General features: G+C 74.0%; 18 protein-coding genes. 10 read left to right on the forward strand and 8 right to left on the reverse strand.

Features of this window, described 5'->3' with window-relative positions; translation table 11 throughout:
* Window positions 1–101 precede the first annotated feature (101 nt).
* Window positions 102–1,490: an SLC13 family permease gene (locus tag ACIRGB_RS26615; RefSeq protein ID WP_403869970.1), complete on the reverse strand. Its 1,389-nt coding sequence runs from the start codon at window positions 1,488–1,490 to the stop codon at window positions 102–104.
* A 198-nt stretch (window positions 1,491–1,688) separates the two neighbouring features.
* On the opposite strand from ACIRGB_RS26615, the gene ACIRGB_RS26620 reads away from it, so the two are divergent.
* Window positions 1,689–2,396 (forward strand): FadR/GntR family transcriptional regulator, encoded by a 708-nt coding sequence (locus ACIRGB_RS26620; RefSeq protein ID WP_403869973.1) that lies wholly within the window; start codon window positions 1,689–1,691, stop codon window positions 2,394–2,396.
* 21 nt (window positions 2,397–2,417) lie between these two features.
* Here the strand turns inward: ACIRGB_RS26620 and ACIRGB_RS26625 are convergent, their stop codons facing one another.
* Window positions 2,418–3,020 carry a hypothetical protein gene (locus ACIRGB_RS26625; RefSeq protein WP_403869976.1) on the reverse strand — a complete coding sequence of 201 codons (603 nt, stop codon included), beginning with the start codon at window positions 3,018–3,020 and terminating at the stop codon, window positions 2,418–2,420.
* 99 nt (window positions 3,021–3,119) lie between these two features.
* Between ACIRGB_RS26625 and ACIRGB_RS26630 the strand changes: the two genes are divergently transcribed.
* Window positions 3,120–3,893, forward strand: a complete 774-nt coding sequence (locus tag ACIRGB_RS26630) for an IclR family transcriptional regulator (protein WP_052842408.1) — start codon at window positions 3,120–3,122, stop codon at window positions 3,891–3,893.
* On the forward strand, window positions 3,890–4,750 hold the full coding sequence (locus ACIRGB_RS26635; protein ID WP_403869980.1) for an SMP-30/gluconolactonase/LRE family protein: 861 nt from the start codon (window positions 3,890–3,892) through the stop codon (window positions 4,748–4,750). The genes ACIRGB_RS26630 and ACIRGB_RS26635 overlap by 4 nt, the downstream gene beginning before the upstream one ends.
* A 220-nt stretch (window positions 4,751–4,970) precedes the next feature.
* On the opposite strand, the gene ACIRGB_RS26640 is transcribed toward ACIRGB_RS26635, so the two are convergent.
* From ACIRGB_RS26640 to ACIRGB_RS26655, 4 genes are all read right to left on the reverse strand, one after another.
* The gene (locus tag ACIRGB_RS26640; protein ID WP_403869983.1) at window positions 4,971–6,377 is read right to left on the reverse strand and encodes an FAD-dependent monooxygenase; all 1,407 of its coding nucleotides are present in this window, start codon (window positions 6,375–6,377) and stop codon (window positions 4,971–4,973) included.
* Window positions 6,367–7,578, reverse strand: a complete 1,212-nt coding sequence (locus ACIRGB_RS26645; RefSeq protein WP_403869986.1) for an MAB_1171c family putative transporter — start codon at window positions 7,576–7,578, stop codon at window positions 6,367–6,369. The genes ACIRGB_RS26640 and ACIRGB_RS26645 overlap by 11 nt, the downstream gene beginning before the upstream one ends.
* A 103-nt stretch (window positions 7,579–7,681) precedes the next feature.
* Window positions 7,682–8,866, reverse strand: a complete 1,185-nt coding sequence (locus tag ACIRGB_RS26650; protein WP_403869989.1) for an MAB_1171c family putative transporter — start codon at window positions 8,864–8,866, stop codon at window positions 7,682–7,684.
* Entirely contained in the window at window positions 8,863–9,390 is a 528-nt protein-coding gene (locus ACIRGB_RS26655) for a toxin (RefSeq protein WP_403869992.1), read from the reverse strand. The genes ACIRGB_RS26650 and ACIRGB_RS26655 overlap by 4 nt, the downstream gene beginning before the upstream one ends.
* 244 nt (window positions 9,391–9,634) lie before the next feature.
* Between ACIRGB_RS26655 and ACIRGB_RS26660 the strand changes: the two genes are divergently transcribed.
* From ACIRGB_RS26660 to ACIRGB_RS26685, 6 genes are all read left to right on the forward strand, one after another.
* A complete protein-coding gene (locus ACIRGB_RS26660) occupies window positions 9,635–10,993 on the forward strand; it encodes an extracellular solute-binding protein (protein ID WP_403869995.1) in 1,359 nt (452 codons plus the stop codon).
* Entirely contained in the window at window positions 10,990–11,931 is a 942-nt protein-coding gene (locus ACIRGB_RS26665; RefSeq protein WP_403869998.1) for a carbohydrate ABC transporter permease, read from the forward strand. The genes ACIRGB_RS26660 and ACIRGB_RS26665 overlap by 4 nt, the downstream gene beginning before the upstream one ends.
* Window positions 11,928–12,797: a carbohydrate ABC transporter permease gene (locus ACIRGB_RS26670; RefSeq protein ID WP_403870001.1), complete on the forward strand. Its 870-nt coding sequence runs from the start codon at window positions 11,928–11,930 to the stop codon at window positions 12,795–12,797. The genes ACIRGB_RS26665 and ACIRGB_RS26670 overlap by 4 nt, the downstream gene beginning before the upstream one ends.
* A gap of 40 nt (window positions 12,798–12,837) precedes the next feature.
* Window positions 12,838–14,343: an alpha-N-arabinofuranosidase gene (locus ACIRGB_RS26675; RefSeq protein WP_403870004.1), complete on the forward strand. Its 1,506-nt coding sequence runs from the start codon at window positions 12,838–12,840 to the stop codon at window positions 14,341–14,343.
* A gap of 28 nt (window positions 14,344–14,371) precedes the next feature.
* Window positions 14,372–14,503, forward strand: a complete 132-nt coding sequence (locus ACIRGB_RS26680; protein WP_403870007.1) for a hypothetical protein — start codon at window positions 14,372–14,374, stop codon at window positions 14,501–14,503.
* A 228-nt stretch (window positions 14,504–14,731) separates the two neighbouring features.
* Window positions 14,732–14,854 carry a hypothetical protein gene (locus tag ACIRGB_RS26685; protein ID WP_403870010.1) on the forward strand — a complete coding sequence of 41 codons (123 nt, stop codon included), beginning with the start codon at window positions 14,732–14,734 and terminating at the stop codon, window positions 14,852–14,854.
* Here the strand turns inward: ACIRGB_RS26685 and ACIRGB_RS26690 are convergent.
* Window positions 14,826–17,582 (reverse strand): beta-galactosidase, encoded by a 2,757-nt coding sequence (locus tag ACIRGB_RS26690; RefSeq protein ID WP_403870013.1) that lies wholly within the window; start codon window positions 17,580–17,582, stop codon window positions 14,826–14,828. The two genes, ACIRGB_RS26685 and ACIRGB_RS26690, sit on opposite strands and share 29 nt — an antisense overlap.
* A gap of 96 nt (window positions 17,583–17,678) precedes the next feature.
* On the opposite strand from ACIRGB_RS26690, the gene ACIRGB_RS26695 reads away from it, so the two are divergent.
* A complete protein-coding gene (locus tag ACIRGB_RS26695) occupies window positions 17,679–18,137 on the forward strand; it encodes an Rrf2 family transcriptional regulator (protein WP_104635272.1) in 459 nt (152 codons plus the stop codon).
* A gap of 13 nt (window positions 18,138–18,150) precedes the next feature.
* Here the strand turns inward: ACIRGB_RS26695 and ACIRGB_RS26700 are convergent, their stop codons facing one another.
* Window positions 18,151–19,722 (reverse strand): substrate-binding domain-containing protein, encoded by a 1,572-nt coding sequence (locus tag ACIRGB_RS26700; protein ID WP_403870017.1) that lies wholly within the window; start codon window positions 19,720–19,722, stop codon window positions 18,151–18,153.
* Window positions 19,723–19,749: the final 27 nt, after the last annotated feature.

Raw genomic sequence — 19,749 nt, forward strand, 5'->3', positions numbered from 1 at the left:
CTCCTTAACTGTCGCCCGGGAACTGTCGCCCGAGAGCTGTCGTTCAAGGCTGCCGGATCACGGCGGATCGCGCCGGATCGCGCCGGACCCGCGAGGTGGGCCTACCCGAATCGGGGCACCACCAGCACCAGCCAGGCCAGCGCGGGCACGGCCGCCACCACGATCCCGCCGTAGACCATGAGCTGCCGGAAGAAACGGTCCCGGTCCACGTCCGGGGCCGCGGCCAGCACCAGCGCGCCGTTCGTCGAGAACGGGCTGACGTCCACCACCGTCGCCGACACCGCGAGCGCCGCCACCATGCCGGCCGCCCCGATCTCGCCCTGCGCGAGGAAGGGCACCGCCAGCGGGATCAGCGCGCCCATGATGCCCACGGAGGAGGCGAACGCCGACACGAGGGCGCCGATGTAACAGAGCAGTACGGCGGCCAGCAGCGGGACGCCGATGCCGCCGACGCCCTCACCGGCCCAGGTGATGGTGCCCATCTCCTCCAGCACACCGACGTAGGTGAGGACACCGCAGATCAGCAGCACCGTGGACCAGGCGATCTCGCCGACGGCGCGGCGGCTGTCGTCCGGCCAGACGGTGCTCAGGGCGACGGCCAGGGTGACCGCGGTCAGACCGGCGTCCAGGTCGAAGCCGAGGACGGCCACGACCAGGGCGACCAGGGCGACCAGGGTGGCGATGCGCGAGGGGGTGAGACGGAGGCCCTCGGCGGTCCCGCCGGTCTCCTCGCCGGGCCGGACGGCCACGGCGGCGGGGGCGGTGCCGCCGGTGCCCTCGGCCGTACCGGTGCCGGTGCCCGCGTCCGTACCGGTGCCGGGGGCCGTGGTCTCCGTGCCGCCCTTGCCGGGGGCGCCGCCGTCCTGCGGTGCCACCGCCCCGCGCGCCCACAGCCCCCGCCCGCCGAGCACCGCGAACAGCACGGCCGCGATGAGGAGGTTGGCGACCAGGGAGGCGAGGAAGAGGCCGATCTCGCTGCCGGGGAGCTTCTCCCGCTCCACGATGCCGTTGACGATCGAGCCGTAGATGCTGATCGGCGAGAAGCCGCCGGCCTGCGCGCCGTGCACCACCATCGTGCCCATGAGCAGCGGGCTGATCGAGTACCGGGTGGCGAAGCTCAGGGCGATCGGCGCGACGATCGCGACCGCGGCCGGGCTGACCGCGCCGATCGCCGTGAGCGCGCCGGTGAGCGCGAACATCACCCACGGAATCAGCGCCACCCGGCCCCGCACCAGCCGGACGGCCGCGTGCACCAGCCAGTCGGTGGTGCCGTTGGCCCGGGCGATGGCGAACAGATAGGTGACGCCGACGAGGACGACGAACAGGTCACCGGGGAAACCGGCGAAGATGCCGTCCGCGTCGAGGTCGGCGACGAGCGTGCCCACCCCGAACGCGGCGGCGAAGGCGAGCGCGCCCATGTTGACGGAGCGGGTGGTGGCGATGACGAACACCACGACGAGGACGAGGATCGAGATGAGTTCGGGGGACATGCGGGGGCTCCCGAGTGCTGCCCTGACGGTCGGTAGGAGTGGCCGAGTGGCTGAGCCACTTGGCGTGGTGCGGTTGGCTGGTCAGCGTGGGCCCAGCGGTGGGCGACGTCAAGAGGTCGCGCGAGAATTGGTTCAGCCACTCGGCCATCGGGCCACCGGCGGCCCCGGTGCTACGCTCCCGGCGAGAGGGGGGATCTCATGACCGACGCCCTGCGGCCCATGACCAGGCAGCGCCTGTACGAACAGGTGCTGGAGCGGCTGCGCCAGTACGTCACCGACGGCGGCCTCAGGGCCGGCGACCGGCTTCCGCCCGAACGGGACCTCGCCCAGCGCCTCGGCGTCAGCCGCGCCTCGGTGAAGCAGGCGATCGTGGTCCTGGAGGTCCAGGGCCTGGTGGAGGCGCGGCACGGCGGCGGGACCTATCTGGTCCGCGACAGCCTCGACGTCGAACCCGTGGAGAAGATGGTCGAACGCCGCCGGCGCCTCCCGGACGTCCTGGAGGCCCGCGAGGCCCTGGAGACCAAACTCGCCGAACTGGCCGCCGAGCGCCGCACGGAGGACGACCTCGCCGCCCTGCGGTCCGCGCTGGACGTGATGGCCGAGGAGATCGACGGGGGCGGGCACGGCGTCGAGGGGGACCGGCTGTTCCACGCGGCGGTGACGGCGGCGGCGCACAGCAGCCTGCTCGCCGAGTTCATGCGGTCCATCGCCCACCAGATCGCCGAGAGCCGCACCGAGTCCCTGCGCCAGCCCGGCCGCCCCGGCCGCTCCCTGGCCCAGCACCGGGCGATCCTGGACGCGGTGGCCGCCCGGCAGCCCCGGCAGGCGGCCACCGCGATGCGCCGCCACGTCCGCACGGTCGCCAAGGTCCGCCTGCTGGACTGGGACCCGGAGGGCGAACGCTGACCCGGTGACGCGGGGCCCGCGTCACCCACCGACGGCCGTGCGCTGCAACAGGCCCCAGGTGAACTCGGCGGCCACCTCGTGCCGTACGCCGTCCCGGTCCGGGGCGGCGAAGGCCAGCCCCCACCGGGTCGGGGCCGAGCCCTGGAGCGGCCGGGCGGGGGCGAAGGCGCGGGCCGCCTCGTCCACCGTGCAGGACCAGGGCGTGAGGTCCTCCAGCGTGCGCAGCTCGGGCCCCTGCGCGCCGGGGGCGCGCACCAGCCACTCGGTCCAGACGGTGCCCCGGTCGGCGACCAGCACCTCGAAGCGCAGGTCCGGCCACAGGGGCAGCGCCCACCGCCGGGCCTCGCACTCCAGGCCGCCGATCCGGCGGGACGCCACCGACTCCGGTTCACCGAGGACCGAGCGGTACCGCGCGGCGGCCGAACGGGACCGGGGGGAGTGGAGCATCGCCTGCCAGCGCTTGTTCGCCTCGCGCATGTCCGCGACCGAGGCGCCCAGCTCACGGCGGGCGTCCTCCACCGGCCCCGGGTTGTGGTCGGCCATGCGGCGCAGCAGGACCAGCTGGAAGTCGCGCGGGGTGAACGGTGTCGCGGGCTGCTTTCCGGTCGGCATGGCCACCATCATCACCCGCCCATTGCCCAGGCAAACGCGATATGAGTAGCCTGTGTTCGTCATTCCGACCGCCTGTTGAAATCTCGAACATACTCAGGGAGGGGGCTGGACATGGGACGCCTCGTGCCGGCCGTGACCCGGGCTCTCGACATACTGGAGCTCTTCCTCGACGGGGACGGCACGCTCTCCGCCCCCGACATCGTGCGCAGGCTCCAGCTGCCGCGCACCACCGTGCACGAGCTGGTCACCACGCTCGCCGCCCGCAAGTACATCGTCCCGGTCCCCGGGCAGTCCGGACGGTACCGGCTCGGCGTGCGTCCGTACCAGCTCGGCGCCCGCTACGCCGAGCACCTCGACCTCGCCGCGGAGGGCCAGCAGGTCGCCCGCACCGTCGCCGAGACCTGCGACGAGACGGTGCACGTGGCGATCCTGGAGGACACCGACGTCATCTACATCGCCAAGGTGGACTCCACGCACGCGGTGCGCATGGTCTCCGCGGCCGGGCGCCGGCTGCCCGCGCACTGCACGTCGGTCGGCAAGATGCTGCTGGCCTCCCTGCCCGAGCCGGAGGTCGCCGCGCGCTTCCCGGACGGCGCCGAGCTGACCGCGATGACCCCGAACAGCATCACCGACCCGGCCGCCCTGCGCGAGGCCCTGGCCGCGATCCGCGAGCGCGGCACCGCCGTGGAGAGCCGCGAGTCCAACCCGGACGTCTCCTGCGTCGCCGCCCCGGTCCGCGACCGCACCGGCCGCGTCGTCGCCGCGCTGTCGATCTCCGTGCCCATGATCCGCTGGAGCGAGGAGCGCCGCGCCGAACTGGAGCAGCTCGCCGTCAAGGGCGCGGCCGACCTCTCCGAGCGGCTCGGCCACCGGAGCGCGGCATGACCGCGACCGGCACGGTCTTCGAGGTGGCCGTCCGCGCGGAGGCGTCCCTCGGCGAGGGCCCCACCTGGGACCCGGCGACGGGCCGCCTCCTGTGGCTCGACATCCTGAACTCCCGCGTGCACACCTACGACCCGGCCACCGGCCGGCGCACGCTGCGCCGCACCGAGCAGCACGTGGGCGCCGTCAAGCCCCGCGCGGGCGGCGGCCTGGTCCTCAACCTGCGGGACGGCGTCGGCCTGCTCGACCCCGACGACACCTTCCGCTGGCTGCACAGGGAACCGGTCCCCGGCCGCCGCGGCAACGACGCCGCCGTCGCCCCCGACGGCAGCCTGTGGGCGGGCACCATGCGCTACGACGAGGCACCGGGCGGCGGCACGCTGACCCGGTTCACCGGCGACGGCACCGCCGAGACCGTCCTCGACGACGTGACGGTGAGCAACGGCACCGGCTGGAGCCCCGACGGCACGCTGATGTACTACGCCGACACCCCGACCCGCCGTATCGACGTCTTCGACGTCGCCGGGGACGGCCGGATCGCGAACCGCCGCCCGCTGGCCGTGATCGAGGACGGCGCGGGCTTCCCCGACGGCCTGTGCGTCGACGCCGACGGCTGTGTGTGGACCGCCCTGTGGGACGGCGGCGCGATCCGCCGCTACACCCCGTCCGGCGAGCTGGACCGGGTGATCGCCCTCCCCGTCCCGCGCGTCACGGCCTGCGCCTTCGGCGGCCCGGACCTCACCGACCTGTACCTCACCACCGCCCGGGTCGGCCTGGCATCCCCGCACCCCCTGGCGGGCTCCCTGCTGGTGGTGCCGGGCGCGGGACGGGGGGTGGCGCAGCCGGCGTTCGCGGGGTGAACGGCACCGCCGGGCGGCGACACACCGATGCTCCCGCCCCGACCGCCCCGACCGCCGCGGGGGTCGGGCGGGACGGTGCGTGCGCGCCCCGCGCCGCGGGACGGCCTGGACGGCAGCGGCACGGTGCCGCTGCCGGGCGGGGGCTTCGCCGGGTGTGCGACGCTCCCCCGGGCGGGGTCGTCCGCCACGCGGGCGGGGGGCCGGTCGCCGTACCGTCCGCTCACACCCCCGTGCGGTCGAGCCCGGCGAGCACCTCGCGTTCGCCGGGCGTCAGCGGCGGCCCGGTCAGCAGTGGGAGCGGCGGCCCGGCGAGGGCGGCGAGGACCGCCGCCGGGTGGAACAGGCGGGTCGGCGGCGTGAGCATGCTGGTGACGTCCCAGATCGCGGAGGCCGCCGCGAAGCTGGAGGTCGCCGCCCTCGTCATGCGCCGCGTGTACGCCGTCACCGCCCGGTCCACGATCCCCGGCCGTCCGCCGCCGCGCGTCGCGGGGTAGAGGACGTCCTGCCCGACGGCCATGGCCCAGGCCGCGTCCACCGGGCGCGCCGCGCCCCGCAGCACCCGCCGGGCCAGGCCGGGCGTGTCGAGGCCGGCGGCCCGGTCCAGCTCCCGGCCCAGGACGCGGGCGCCGAACGCGGCCACCGACATGCCCTGCCCGTAGGCCGGGTTGAAGGTGCCGAGCGCGTCGCCGAGGACCACCAGGCCCTCCGGCCAGTGCGGCGCCTTGTCCAGGTAGTGCCGCACATTGCTGGTGGACCGGCTCAGGTGCACGTCGGTGAGCGGTTCGGCGCCGGAGATCAGCCGGCCGACGACCGGGTCCGGCAGGTCGAGCGTGTACCGCAGGAAGCCCTCGGGATCGGCCGGCGGCTCACCGCCGCGCGTGCCGCCGCAGCTGACCAGCCAGCGGTCCCCCTCGACCGGCATGACCATGGCGCTCCGGCCCGGCCGGGACACATACGGATCGGCCTGCACGATCGTCAGCGGGAACCGCTCCGCCCCGGCCGGCACCCGGTACAGCCGCGAGGCGTTGACCAGCCCCGAGTCCACCGTCCGCGTCCGGACGCCGGACAGCCCGAGCCCCTCCAGCCAGGAGACGACCCGCGTACCGCGTCCGCTCGCGTCGACGACCAGGTCGGCGTCCAGGTCCGCCTCCCCGTCGGGCCCCGAGACCCGCACCCCCCGCACCCGCCCCGCGGACCCGGACAGCCCGACCGCGGCCGCCCGGCGCACCTCGACCCCCGTGTGGTCGAGCACCGCGGCCCGTACCGTCCAGTCCACCAGCGCCCGGGTGCAGGTGAGCATGACGGGCCCCTCGCGCCGCCACCGGCGCAGCCAGCCCTCGGAGGTGCGCGCCAGCATGCCCGAGCTGAGGGATATCTCGTGCGCGCCGGCCGCGAGCAGCCGTTTGCGCAGGCTGACGCCCGGCACGATCTCCTCCATCGCGGTCAGCCCGCCCGGCATGAGCAGGTGCGCGTGCCGCCCCTGGGGCAGCCCCCGGCGCTGACGGGGACCGTCGGGCAGTTCGTCGCGGTCCAGCACGACGACCTCCTCCACCCCCGCGTCGGCCAGTACGGCGGCGGCCAGCATCCCGGCCAGCCCGGCACCGACGACGACAGCTCTACGCGACATGGGGCTCCTCGGGTTCGGTCAGGGTTCCGGTCAGGGACGACGGGTTGGTGCCGCCGGGCGCGGTGGCCCGGCCGGGCGGGCGGTGCAGTGCCTGGGACAGTTCCACCAGCCCGCTCGGGCCGGGCACCTCGGTGGCGTGCAGCCGGTAGGACCCGGTGGCCCCGGGCGGTTCCTCGTGGGCGGCGGCCCGCCGCGCCGCGTCGGCGAGCATCGCCGCCTCCGCCGCCAGCCGGGCCTCGTGGGCGGAGCGGCCCGCGCGCAGGGCGGCGTCCCGCGCCCGTTCACGGACCCGGTGGTCGAAGTACGGCGCCAGGGTGAGCAGGGCGTCGTGGATGGAGACCTCACGCCACTGGAGCCGGGCGCGGGGCAGCTGCCACCAGGCGGACGGCTGCCGGGGGGCCGTGGACGCCGACTTCACCAGCGACCACAGCGGACCCAGCCGCCGGTAGTCGTCCAGCCCCCGCCAGTGGGCGAGCACGGACGGCAGCAGCCTGGGCAGGGCGAAGCCCACCGAGCACACCAGGGCCGCCAGCGACGCCATCGGCGGGGCCACCGTGGTGGACAGGAAGTCCAGGTCGTGACCGGTCCACCGGGCCGCCACGGCCGTGTACTTGGCGAGCTGGAACCCCACCAGGTCCAGCAGCGCGCCGAGCAGGATGAGCCGCAGCCCGACCCGCAGCAGACCCCGCACCTCACGGCTCCACTTGAGGCAGACGGCGCACATCACCAGCATCGCCGCGCTGTGCCCGAGCAGGTACAGCAGGATCATCTCCCGCATGAACGGGGTGCCCGCGTAGTACGTGTCGAGATCGGTCAGCCGCTCGGTGTCCGCGTCGGCGAGCAGGAACAGCACCACGATGGCGACCACCAGCAGACCGTAGGCGGCCATGCTGCGCAGCACCGCGCGCCGCACCACCGGCCGGGGGCCGCCCCGCCAGTTGATCAGCAGCACCAGCACCGCGCAGCTGTACGCGGAGAGCATGCCGTAGGTCAGCGGGGCCCCGAAGTTGGTGACGCCGGTGAGTTCGTTGACGGTGCGCAGGGTGGCCGGGGCGGCGCACACGAAGACCAGGGCACCGAGGACGATCGCCACACAGGTGGACAGGGTCAGCGGATTGCGCACGGCGGTGCGCGGACGGCGGAACAGCAGCACGGAGGTCATGCCGAACACCAGGGCCGCCAGGTAGACGACGAGACTCACGTCCGACCACTCCTCTCGTGCGGGACCCGAGCGTCCCGGCCGTGCCGGGCGCCCGCGCGGCCGCCCGTGTCCCCGTCGTCCCCGTCGCCGAACCGGCCGGCCCTCACGCGGTGCCCGCCGTCGTCCTGCCGCTCGGCACGGCGGACGGGGCCGGTACCCGCACGGCGCCGGCGAGCACGTCGGCGATCCGCGCGAGGGTCGCCGGGTCCGGTGACGGGCCCAGGGGGCGACCGGTGCCGGCGCCGGGCGGCGACACCGTCCGGGGGCCCGCCTCGTGCCGCAGCGCGTCGACGATCACGGCGGCCCAGGCGCTCGCCCCGGCCAGCTCCGGATCGCCCGTCGCCGCCAGCGCGTCGGCGCGGGTCCGGTCGTACAGGTCCCGGTCGCAGTACGCGTCCAGGTGACCGAGTGCGTTGTGGATGCTGGTCCGGCGCCACATCAGGAGGGTGCCGGGCGAGGCGAACCGCGGGCGCGGCAGTCGCAGCGCCCGGCGCACCAGCAGGTCGTCCAGGACCCGCTCCAGCGGCCCGAGCCGGGCGTAGGCGCGCCCCGCCCGCCGCCACTCGGCCAGCCGCGGCGTCACCAGCGGCACCAGCACCCCGACGACCACCAGCAGGGCGCCGAGGCCGGCGGCGGCCGGGGAGACCGTGGTGCCGAGCGCCGACCAGTCGCGCCCCAACCAGCGGGCGCCCACCGCGACGAGCTTGGCGACGCTGTAACCGGCGCCGCACAGCGAACCGGCCCCGATCAGCGTCAGACCCGCCCGCAGCCCGCCGCGCACCTGCCGCGCCCAGCGCAGCGCGGACACCGTCGTGACGGTCACCGCGGTCAGGTGCGCGACCAGGTACAGCACGATCATCTGGGCGAGGAACGGGGTCGTCGCGTAGTAGGTGTCCAGATCGGTGCGGCGCTCCACGGGCGCGTCGCCGAGAGCGAAGGCCACCGCGATGCCGAGGACCACGGCGGCGTAGGCGAGCGTCCACCGGCGGGCGGTGCGGCGCACCCGGGGTCCGCCGCGCCAGTGGACGACGAGGACCTGGGAGGCGGCGCAGTATCCGGTGATCGCCGCGTAGGTGAGCGGCGCCGCGAGGTTGGGCACGCCGCTCAGCCGGTTGACGGCGCCGACCGTCGGCGGCGCCCCGAGCAGGAAGCAGAGCCCGGCCAGTCCCAGCACCGCGCAGATGGCCCGCAGATACGGATCGTGCCGGTGCCGCAGCAGGTCGGGGGCCCGCACCGCGAGACCGAGCCAGAGCGCGCCGCAGCTCAGGTAGTTGATCAGGCTGTTCATCTGGTCGTCCCGCGGTAGTTGAGCGCGGCCCCGATGCGGCCGGCGAGGCTCTGCGGGCTGGCCGGGCCGCCGCCCTCCGCGGCGAACACCGAGTCGGTGGAGGCGTCCAGCCAGGTGCGCAGCCGGCTGCCCATCAGCATGCCGAAGCGGTCCGCCTCCTGCTCCTCGGCCAGGGAGAAGTCGGTGCGCGCGGCCACCGGCCGGGGCCGGTCGCCCGCCTCCGCGCCGCCCTCCGCCTGACGGCGGCTCATGTGCCACACCTCGTGGCAGAGGATCACGATCTGGTGCCAGACGGCCGCGCGTTCGTCCACCACCACGTCGTCGTGGCTCTCGCGCTCCAGCCACAGTCCACTCGCGGTGTGCGGCGGGAAGGCCGCCCGGTGCACGAGCACCTCCCGGCCCCGCCACGCGCTGACGGAGGCGACCAGTGCCTCGAACAGCACCTCCGGGTCCGCCGGCACGGCCACCTGGATGGGGTCGATGAGGGCGTCAGCGAGGCGACGCATCTCCTTCCTGGTACGCACCGCTGTCTCCTCGTCCCCCCGGCCGTCCGTCGGTCACCCCTGCAATATGCCAAGACGCATGCCCTGTGGGCCAGTTCCGCGGCGGGTCCGGGGCCGTCTCCGCGCCCTCCGGGAAAGTCCTGCCCGAGATCTTGCCCGAACCATTGACGCGCAAGCGCTTCCCACCTACGTTCCCGTTCGAAGTTACGAGCAGCATCCGAAATATCGAACGCCAACGTCCGATTGACGACAGATGGGGCAGGGCATGGGACGACCTGGCCTGAATCGCAGGCACTTTCTGGCCGCGGCCGGCGGTCTGACGGTCGCGGGCAGCTTCGGCTTCGCGGCGCTCGGCACCGGCGCCGACGCGCTCGCCTCCGGGGCGGACACCCGGGTCCGCTACTGGAACCTCTTCAGCGGCGGCGACGGCTACAACATGATCGCGATGCTGGACTCCTTCCGTAAGGAACACCCCGGCATCGACGTGAAGGACTCCACCCTCCAGTGGGGCAGCCCCTTCTACACCAAGCTCGCCATGGCCGCCGCCGGCAACCGTGCGCCCGACCTCGGGGTCATGCACCTCGGCCGCGTCACCGGATTCTCGCCCGGCCGCCTCCTCGACCCCTGGGACACCGCCCTGCTCGCCAAGTACGGCGTGCGCGAGGAGGACTTCAACCCCGAGCTGTGGAAGCGCGCGGTCGTCGACGGCAAGCTCTACGCGCTGCCGCTCGACATCCACGTCCAGCTCTGCTTCTACCGCAAGGACGTGCTGAAGAAGGCGGGCCTGCTCGGCGAGGACGGCCGGATGGTGCCCGTCACCTCCCCCGGCGAGTGGTTCGACGTGCTCAAGGAGGCCAAGAAGGCCACCGCGAAGGGGTTGCAGACCATCGGGCTGTGGCACAACGACCAGAACTTCCAGTGGTGGTTCTTCGTCGCCTTCTACACCCAGCTCGGCGGCACCTGGTTCGACGACTCCAGGACCGAGGTCACCTTCGACACCGACAAGGCCGCCCAGGTCCTGGAGTTCCTGCGCAGGCACGTCGCCGACGGCTACGCCAACCCCGCCTTCGGCGGCAACGCGGGCGCCGAACAGTTCGTCAACGGCTCGCCGTTCGCCTGGGAGGGCAACTGGTCCGTGCCCGTCTTCGACACCGCGAAGCTCGACTACGGCGCCACCCCGCTGCCGCCCGTCTTCGGCAAGCGGGCCACCCACGCCGAGTCCCACTCCTTCGTCCTGCCGCACCAGGCCGGCCGCGGCGGCGCCGCCAACGAGGGCGCGCACCGGCTCGCCGCCTACGTCGTCACACACGCCCGGCAGTGGGCGGTCGGCGGGCACATCCCCGCCTACACACCGACCCTGTCCACCGCCGCGTACCGGAAGCTCCAGCCGCAGAACGAGTACGTCTCGGCCATGGACCACCAGGCCACCGAGCCCAAGGTGTGGTTCGCCGGGTCCACCGGCATCCTCGCCCAGCGAGTCGGCCCGATCGTCGTCTCCTCCACGACGGGCTCCGCGAGGCCCGAGTCCGCCGCCCGCCGGATGAAGGGCACGCTCACCGAACTGCTCGCCATGAAGAACCCCATGGACGGCCGCACCGCCGCACAGGGAGGCAGCGCCGCATGACCGCCACCAGCGCCGAAACGATCATCCGCCCGGCGCGGGCGAGGACCGCCGCCGACAGCGCCGGCGTCCGCCGCGGGCAGGGCTTCCAGCACGGCGGCTGGTTCGTCGCCCCGTTCCTCGCGCTCTTCGCGCTCTTCGTGGTCTGGCCGCTGCTGCGCGGCCTCTACCTCAGCTTCACCGACGCCAACATCTCCGGCGACAGCGCGAGCTTCATCGGCCTCGACAACTACCGCGAGGCCCTTCAGGACCCGCTGATGTGGGACGCGCTCGGCCACAGCGCGTACTTCACGCTGCTCGTCGTGCCCTGCATCACCGTCCTCGCCTTCCTCCTCGCGATGCTGGCCCACCACATCGAGCGCGGCAAGTGGCTGTGGCGGCTCTGCTTCTTCCTGCCGTTCCTGCTGCCGTCCACCGTCGCGGGCAACCTGTGGCAGTGGCTGTTCAACCCCGGCACCGGCATGGTCAACCACGTCTTCGGCCTCGACACCCCGTGGCTGACCGACAAGTCGTACGCGATGCTCGCGGTCGTCATCACCACCCTGTGGTGGACCGTCGGCTTCAGCTTCCTGCTCTACCTCGCCGCGCTCCAGGGCATCCCCGCCCACCTCTACGAGGCCGCCAAGCTGGACGGCGCGAACGCCTGGCACCGCACGGTCCACGTCACCCTGCCGATGCTGCGCAACATCACCGGCCTCGTCGTCGCCCTCCAGATCCTCGCCTCCCTCCAGGTCTTCGACCAGGCCGTCGTGATGCAGGACTTCGGCCCCGGCCCGGAGGACTCGACCCGCACCTTCGTGCAGTACACGCTCGAACAGGGCTTCACCAGCTACCGCGTGGGCTACGCCTCCGCGATCTCCATCATCTTCTTCGTGCTCATCGCGGCCGTCGCCCTCGCCCGGATGTGGCTGCTGCGCAACCGTGAGGAGGGCGGCCGATGACCACCGCCACGGCGCACCCGGCCCGGACCACCAGGCCGCGCAGGGCCTGGACCCCCGCCCAGATCGTGCTCACCCTGCTCGGCACCGCCGTCTCCGCGGTGTTCCTCGCCCCGCTCGCCTGGGCCCTGTTCACCTCGCTCAAGTCGGAGACCGAGGCGGTCGAGGTGCCCACGCACTGGCTGCCGGACGACTGGACCGGCCAGGCCTGGAAGGCCCTCTTCGAGACCGGCAACATCACCAACTGGTTCGTCAACTCGCTGGTCGTGTCGGTGTGCGTGACGGCGATCGTGCTGCTGGTCGCCGCGCTCGCCGGATACGGCTTCGCCCGCACCGAGTTCCGGGGCAAGGGCGTCCTGATGGGCGTGGTGATGACGGGCCTCATGGTCTCCCCGGCCGTGCTCGGCGTCCCGCTGTTCACCAGCGTCCAGCAGATGGGGATGGTCGACACCTACTGGGGCATGATCCTGCCCCAGTGCGCGCCCGCCGCCATGGTCTACATCCTCTACAAGTTCTTCCAGGGCATCCCGCGCGAACTGGAGGAGGCCGCCTTCATCGACGGCGCCGGCCGCTGGCGCGTCTTCTTCACGATCATCGTGCCGCTCTCCCGCCCCTCGCTGGCGGCGGTCGGCATCTTCACCTTCATCAGCTCCTGGAACAACTTCCTGTGGCCCTACATGGTCACCAACAACCCCGACCTGATGACCATGCCGAACGGCATCGCGACCGTCATGAACTCCTACGGCATCCAGTGGGCCCAGCTCATGGCCGGCGGCCTGATGGCGGGCCTGCCGCTGATCATCGTCTTCGTCTTCTTCCAGCGCCAGATCGTGGCGGGCGTGGCGCACACCGGCCTGGCCGGCCAGTAGCGCGCCCCGCACGCCGACACGTCACCCCCGAAAGGAAAAGATGCGCACCGCCCGCTTCACCCTCGACCCCGCCTTCACCGTCGGCACCGTCAACCCCCGCCTCTTCGGCTCCTTCGTCGAGCACCTCGGACGCTGCGTGTACACCGGCGTCTTCGAACCCGGGCACCCCACCGCGGACGCCGAGGGCCTGCGCCAGGACGTGCTGGAACTGGTCCGGGAACTCGGCGTCACCGCCGTCCGCTACCCCGGCGGCAACTTCGTCTCCGGCTACAAGTGGGAGGACTCCGTCGGCCCGGTGGAGGACCGCCCGCGCCGCCTCGACCTCGCCTGGCGCTCCACCGAGACCAACCGCTTCGGCCTGTCCGAGTACATCGCCTTCCTGAAGAAGATCGGCCCCCAGGCCGAGCCCATGATGGCGGTCAACCTCGGCACCCGCGGCGTCGCCGAAGCCCTGGAACTCCAGGAGTACGCCAACCACCCCGCCGGCACCGCGCTGTCCGACCTGCGCGCCGAGCACGGCGACAAGGACCCCTTCGGCATCAAGCTCTGGTGCCTCGGCAACGAGATGGACGGCCCCTGGCAGACCGGCCACAAGACCGCCGAGGAGTACGGCCGCCTCGCCGCCGAGACCGCCCGCGCCATGCGCCAGATCGACCCGGACGTCGAACTCGTCGCCTGCGGATCGTCGAGCCAGGCGATGGAGACCTTCGCCGCCTGGGAGGCGACGGTCCTCAAGGAGACCTACGACCTGGTCGACCACATCTCCCTGCACGCCTACTACGAACCGCACGACGGCGACGTCGACTCCTTCCTCGCCTCCGCCGTCGACATGGAGTCGTTCATCGAGAACGTCGTCGCCACCTGCGACCACGTCGGCGCCCGCCTCAAGTCGAAGAAGCGGATCAACCTCTCCTTCGACGAGTGGAACGTCTGGTACATGAGCCGGACCGAGGCCCAGGTGAGCGTCCTGGACTGGCCCGAGGCGCCGCGCCTGCTGGAGGACAACTACAGCGTCATGGACGCGGTCGTCTTCGGCTCGCTCCTGATCGCCCTGCTGCGGCACGCCGACCGCGTCACCGTCGCCTGCCTCGCCCAGCTCGTCAACGTCATCGCCCCGATCATGACCGAGCCGGGCGGCCCGGCCTGGCGCCAGACGACGTTCTTCCCCTTCTCCCAGGCCTCGGCGTACGGCCGCGGCGAGGTGCTCGACGTGCGGGTGGACTCCCCGACGTACGAGACGGCGAAGTACGGCGAGGCCGACCTGCTGCACGCCACCGCCGTGCGCGCCGAGGACGGTACGGTCACCGTCTTCGCCGTCAACCGCTCCCGCACCGAGGCCCTTCCGCTGGAGGTCGCCCTGAGCGGCCTGGACCTGAGGGAGGTCGTCGAGCACAGCGCCCTCGCGGACGCCGACCCCGACGCCCGCAACACCCTCGCCGAGCCCGAGCGGGTGGTCCCGCACCCGGTGGACGGCACGGCCCTGAGCGACGGCAGGCTCACCGCCGCCCTGGAGCCGCTGTCCTGGAACGTGATCCGGCTGCGCTGAGCCGGACCCGCCCTTCTAGGCTTCGCCCGTGCTCACGACACCACTCGCTCCCGTGGTCCGCGGGACGGCCGCCGCCCTGCTCGTCGTGGCCTCGGCGGCGGCCTGCGACGTCGAGCCCGCGGCCGCGACGGTCTCCGCCGAACAGGTCACCGGGGGCTAGCGGTCCGGGGGCGGGGCGACCCTCGCCCTGTCCTCGGACCGCACCTTCACCGCCCACGGCCTGGACGAGGGCGCACTCGCCGGGGCCGGCTGCCCCGGCGGGCGCACCGAGGGAGGCTGGGCCTTCTTCGCCGACCAGGGCGACGGCGGGTACCGCACCTCCGAACGGGCGGCGTCCGGCTCCGAGATCGGCCTCTCCTTCGCCCGCCCGGCCGGTGAACCCTGCCGGATGACGCTGACGGTGGTGGACGAGGGCGAGGCGCTGTGCGCCACCTTCGATCCCGACGTCCCCTGCGATCTGGACGTCCGCTTCGCGCGCCCCGTCAACCGCGGTGCCGGGCCGGGGAGCTGACGGGCTTCACCGGTACCCCGCCGGCCGCGCTGCCCAGCAGGTCCAGGCGCACCGGCCCTGGGCCCGGCGGTGTGTCGCCGCCGGACAGGACCGCGAGGGCCAGGGTGTTGGCGGCGGCGCGGGTGCGCAGGATGCCGTTGGGCAGGACGACGGTGTGCGGGGCGCCCGTGCCGGCGCCCCCGTACTCGCCCATGTTCCAGCCGTTCAGGAAGACCTGGACGCGCACGTCGCGGGCCCGGGTGTCGCCGACGACCAGGCCGACCGAGGCGTCGGTCTCCGGCGGGACGTCCAGCCGGAAGGTGGTCCGGTACCAGGTCACGCCCTGGCGCCGGTCCGCGTCCCCGGCAGCTGCCGGGGACCCCGGCTCCCACGTGCCGTCGTCGTACCCCGGCAGATGCCAGCCGTGGCGCTCCCCGTACAGCCCGCCGGTGTTGAGCGGCCCGCGCACCGGGTCGGGGGCGGCCGCGCCCATGATCCGCCACCGCACGTCGGGCGAGGCGCCCTCGAAGCGGGCCGAGGTCAGGCCGCGGGCCGCCCGGTACCCGTCCTGGCCGTGCTGGGTGCGCCGGACCAGGACGGACAGGAGGGGGCCGCCGTCCTCGCCGCCCCGCGCGCGCAGGGCCTGCGGCACCCGGAAGTCCGCCGTGGCCGTCCAGGTGCCCTTCCCGTCGCCCGCCCCGCCCGGCCGGTGGCTGCCCAGCGGCTCCCCGTCCAGCCAGGCCATCAGCAGGCCGTGCGCGCCCGTGCGGTACGACAGGGACACCGACTCCAGGCCGGCGGCGCCGGTGAGGCGGGCGCGGTACCAGACGTCGCCGTAGTGGAAGCCGTAGTCGTCGGCGAAGAGCACCGGCTGCCCGTCGGGGACCGGGGTCGTGCCGTGCGTGGTGCGCCGGTCGGCGACCGTCCAGCCCTCGTCGCCGTAGTCGGGCCGGGACTCGAAGTTCTCCGCGCGCCGCCGCCAGCCGTCGAGCGCGGGCAGGACCAGGCGGGGCACGCCGGGCAGCGGCCACACGGTCATCAGGCTCTGGGCGCGGCCGAGGCCCGACTGCACCCGCGTGCCGTTCCAGGTGACGTCGGTGATGCCGGGCGGTGCCCACACCTCCAGCTCGCGCTCGTCGACCGTGTCCCCGGTCAGCCGGATCACGGCACCGTCCAGCGCGGCCTCGCGCAGCAGCTCGGGGCCGCGCACCAGGACCCGGCCCGACGGGGTCTCGTACGGCCACAGCCGCAGCGAGGCGGCGTCGTCGGCGAAGAGCAGGAGCAGGGTGCGGTCGGTCTCGCCGCTGCGCACCCGCACCCGGGTCAGGCGGTCCTCCTTCAGCGGCACCATCACGTGCAGCTCGCCGTGGTCGAAGGTCCAGGCGGCCTCCTCGTCCAGCCGGGTCGGCCACGGCTCGTCCGGGCAGTCCAGGACCAGGTGCGCCATCTCCCCGGCCCGGCCCACGAACGCGGCGATGTCCAGCGTCCCGACGCTCAGCGACAGCATGGGCTGCACCGTGGCGTACGCGAGCGTGCGCCCCGCGCCCAGGTGGAGGCCGGTGGCGAGCAGCTTGGCGTCCCGGGCGGGGACGGTGACCTCCACGTCCCTCCCGCCCATCGGCAGCGTCGAGGTGACGTCGGCGGCGGAGTCGTTGCGCAGGACGTAGGCGTGCGCGCCGGTGTCCGGGTTGGCCAGGTGCCGCACCCGGACCCGGGGGTCCGCGGCCCGCACCTCCTGCGCCGCGGTCATCCGGGTGAAGTCCGGTACGTGGCGCAGGAGATGGCCGAGCTGGTGGAGCGGCGCCAGCTTGGCCGTCGGCCGCCGTGCCTCGTCGATCGCCGCCGTGGGGTCGTACGTCGGGGAGGGCGCCGACGGCGCGGCCAGCCACCCCCACGAGGTGCCGCCGAACGCCATGCGGACGTTGTGCAGCGTGCTGCCCCGCGCCAGGCGGTCGAAGTGCGCCCGCCGCGCCTCGGCGGCGTCCCGGGTCGGCCCCGGCTCCTGCCAGGCCAGCGGCGAGCCGGCGTGCAGCAGCGGCACCTCGATGCCGTCGGCGCGCAGCCGGTCCCGCAGGTGGTCCAGGTCGGCGCGCCCGGGAGTGTCCGCCCGGTAGAGCAGCACCGTGCCGGTGCCCCGGGTGAACTGGTGCCGGGCGGCGATCGCGTTGACCCGGCGCAGCCACTCGTCGGCGTGGCGCAGGAAGGCGGGACCGGTGCTCCCGGCCCGCCCCTCGACCGTCGTCAGCCAGCCGGGCAGGCCCCCGGCGTCCACGTCGGCGCCGATGTACGGGCCGGGGTGCAGGACGACGTACAGACCGCACTCGGCGGCCGTGCGCAGGAACAGGTCGAGGTCGCGGACGCCGGTGAAGTCGTACCGGCCGGGGGCGGGGGAGTGCTGGTTCCAGGCCAGGCGCACGCTGACCGCGTTGTGGCCGTACGCCCGCATCTTCTGGAGCACGTCCCGCCACAGGGACGGGCTCGGCAGCCGGAAGGGGTGCAGCTCGCCGGACCACAGGGCCAGCCGTCTGCCGTCCACCAGCAGCGAGTACCGGTCCAGGGCGATCCGGTGGCGGCGGCCGTCGGCGCCGGGCGGGCCGGGCGGCGGCCCGGTGGGCACCGGGCCCGGAGCGCCGGAGGCGGGCAGCGCCCCGCCGCTCACGCTGCCGCCGAGCGCGAGACCGAGGACGGTGGTGCCCGCGAGGGCGCTGAACGCTCGTCTGCCGAGCTTGCTGGGCCTGCTGAGCTCCAAGGGAGCCTCTCCTGTTGCGCGCGTACCTCTGGTCCCGTCGGTCGCCCGGGACGCCTGTGCCGGGCCATTGTCCCAGCGCGCGCCACAATGGTCGGCATGAGGATCTCGGCGCGGGCGGACTACGCGGTGCGGGCGGTACTGGAACTGGCCGTCCGGCAGGACGATTCCCCGGTCAAGGCGGAGGACGTGGCCGCCGCGCAGGACATTCCGCACAAATTTCTGGAGGGGATCCTCGGGGACCTCAGGCGCGGCGGCGTCGTGGCGAGCCGGCGCGGCGGGGGCGGCGGGTACCGGCTGGCGCGCGAGGCGGCGGCCATCACGGTGGCGGACGTGATCCGGGCGGTGGACGGCCCGATCGTCTCCGTGCGCGGGGAGCGGCCGACGGGGCTGGTGTACACGGGGACGGCGGGGCCGCTGCTGCCGCTGTGGGTGGCGCTGCGCGCCAACGTGCGCAGGATCCTGGAGGGCGTGACGATCGCGGACCTCGCGGCGGACGCGCTGCCGGACCCGGTGCGCGAGCTGGCGGCGGAACCGGCGGCCTGGGAGAACCCGTAGCCCGTGCCCGGGGTCACCTCGCGGCGGGTGATCCGTCCGGACGGCACAGCAGCGGCTTGTCCAGTTCGGCGCAGGGGCGGTGGCCCCTGGAGCGGATGACGTCCTTGCCGACCTCGTCGGCGAGGTAGCGCAGGAAGCCCGCGGCGATCGAGTCGGCCGGGGGTTCGCCGTAGGTGTAGGCGATCTCCGTCTGCCAGTACGGGTAGGCCCCCTGGTCGGCGCCCTCCAGGGTGGCCGGATAGCCGTCGATGCGGACCTGCCGGACGCCGTCGTGCGCGGCGGCGGCGCCCACCTCGCTGTGCCCCAGGGCGCCCGGGGCCGAGGCCACCGTGTCCAGCAGCGCCCCGGTGCCGCCCACCTCGCAGCGGCCCGGCCGGTCGCGGTCCAGGCCGGCGCAGTCGGGCGTGGTGACCGCCGGGAGGGCGCGGCCGCCGAGGACCTGCCGTTCGAGCGTGGTGCGGGTGCCCGAGCCGGGGTTCCGGCTGACCAGGTGAACGGGCACGTCGTTGCCCCTGACCTGGCTCCAGTTGGTGATGTTCCCGGCGTACAGGTCCCGCACCTGCTTCAGGGACAGGTCCTCGACCCCCGCGTCCTCGTGCACGACCAGGGTGAACAGGGACAGCGCGACGGGCCTGGGCAGCAGCCGCGGGCGGCCGTCGGACTTCGGGCCGTCGCTGAACGCCAGCCGGTTCCCCAGTCCCCGGCCGTCCGGGAGCCGGGCTTCGGCACCGGCCGCGGCGAGGGTGTCGAGCCCGTCGACGCTGCCCTTGAACGAGGTGGCGGTCAGCGGGATGCGGGCGTCGGGGCAGGTCCGCTCGTACTGCCGCGCGGCCTCGCGCAGCACCGGCGCGAAGGCCGTGGAACCCGACAGGTGCAGGGTCCCGGCGGCGCAGTCCAGCGGCGCGGCGGCGCCGTCGTCGCTCCCGGCCAGGGTGAACGCCGACTGGGTGGCGCTCACCAGGATCAGCGAGGCGAGCAGCCACCGGACCTGCCGTGAGGCGAACGGGTAGTACGCGGTCTTCTTGATGTTGCCGCCGCGCACCCCGCCCACGACCCCCGCGGTGACCTCCGCCTCGGGGAACTCCGGTTCGGTGAAACCCTCTTCACGGTCCAGGACCGCCAGCACCTTGTAGTGCGCCCTGCGGTTGAGGATCACCTTGGGCAGCTTGATCTCCCGGCCGGTGGTCTCGAACCCCTCGGCCCCCGGCACGAAGAAGGTGGGCGGCACCTGGGCGCTGCGCTCGGTGACGGTCATGCCGACCACGCGGCGGCCGGGGAAGGCGATGCGGATGCCCACGGGGTCGCTCGCGGGAGCGACGTAGTCGCCGGCGACCACGGGGCTCCAGCCGGCGTTCTCGATCCGCAGCAGCACGACCGAGGGGTCGCGCAGGTTCGTACCGTCCCACTGCATGCGTTGCAGCACCGTGGTGTCGGGCCCCGAGGCGGCCGAGTCCCGGATCGTGGTGTCCAACTGGACGCGGTAGCCCAGCCGTTTGCGGCCCGCCAGCACGAACTCCCACAGCGCGGCCACGACGGGCACGGCCAGGCCCAGGACGGCGGCCACGGAACCCCAGGACAGACTCACGCCCGGCTCCCCCTCAGGACGGTGACA

Source organism: Streptomyces sp. NPDC102490 (assembly GCF_044765285.1).
Classification (GTDB): Bacteria; Actinomycetota; Actinomycetes; order Streptomycetales; family Streptomycetaceae; genus Streptomyces.

Excerpts from the sequence above, each read along its gene's own strand:
- ACIRGB_RS26615 (WP_403869970.1), bottom strand. The coding sequence starts at position 1,490 with ATGTCCCCCGAACTCATCTCGATCCTCGTCCTCGTCGTGGTGTTCGTC.
- ACIRGB_RS26620 (WP_403869973.1), top strand. The coding sequence starts at position 1,689 with ATGACCGACGCCCTGCGGCCCATGACCAGGCAGCGCCTGTACGAACAG.
- ACIRGB_RS26625 (WP_403869976.1), bottom strand. The coding sequence starts at position 3,020 with ATGATGGTGGCCATGCCGACCGGAAAGCAGCCCGCGACACCGTTCACC.
- ACIRGB_RS26630 (WP_052842408.1), top strand. The coding sequence starts at position 3,120 with ATGGGACGCCTCGTGCCGGCCGTGACCCGGGCTCTCGACATACTGGAG.
- ACIRGB_RS26635 (WP_403869980.1), top strand. The coding sequence starts at position 3,890 with ATGACCGCGACCGGCACGGTCTTCGAGGTGGCCGTCCGCGCGGAGGCG.
- ACIRGB_RS26640 (WP_403869983.1), bottom strand. The coding sequence starts at position 6,377 with ATGTCGCGTAGAGCTGTCGTCGTCGGTGCCGGGCTGGCCGGGATGCTG.
- ACIRGB_RS26650 (WP_403869989.1), bottom strand. The coding sequence starts at position 8,866 with ATGAACAGCCTGATCAACTACCTGAGCTGCGGCGCGCTCTGGCTCGGT.
- ACIRGB_RS26660 (WP_403869995.1), top strand. The coding sequence starts at position 9,635 with ATGGGACGACCTGGCCTGAATCGCAGGCACTTTCTGGCCGCGGCCGGC.
- ACIRGB_RS26665 (WP_403869998.1), top strand. The coding sequence starts at position 10,990 with ATGACCGCCACCAGCGCCGAAACGATCATCCGCCCGGCGCGGGCGAGG.
- ACIRGB_RS26670 (WP_403870001.1), top strand. The coding sequence starts at position 11,928 with ATGACCACCGCCACGGCGCACCCGGCCCGGACCACCAGGCCGCGCAGG.
- ACIRGB_RS26675 (WP_403870004.1), top strand. The coding sequence starts at position 12,838 with ATGCGCACCGCCCGCTTCACCCTCGACCCCGCCTTCACCGTCGGCACC.
- ACIRGB_RS26685 (WP_403870010.1), top strand. The coding sequence starts at position 14,732 with ATGACGCTGACGGTGGTGGACGAGGGCGAGGCGCTGTGCGCCACCTTC.
- ACIRGB_RS26695 (WP_104635272.1), top strand. The coding sequence starts at position 17,679 with ATGAGGATCTCGGCGCGGGCGGACTACGCGGTGCGGGCGGTACTGGAA.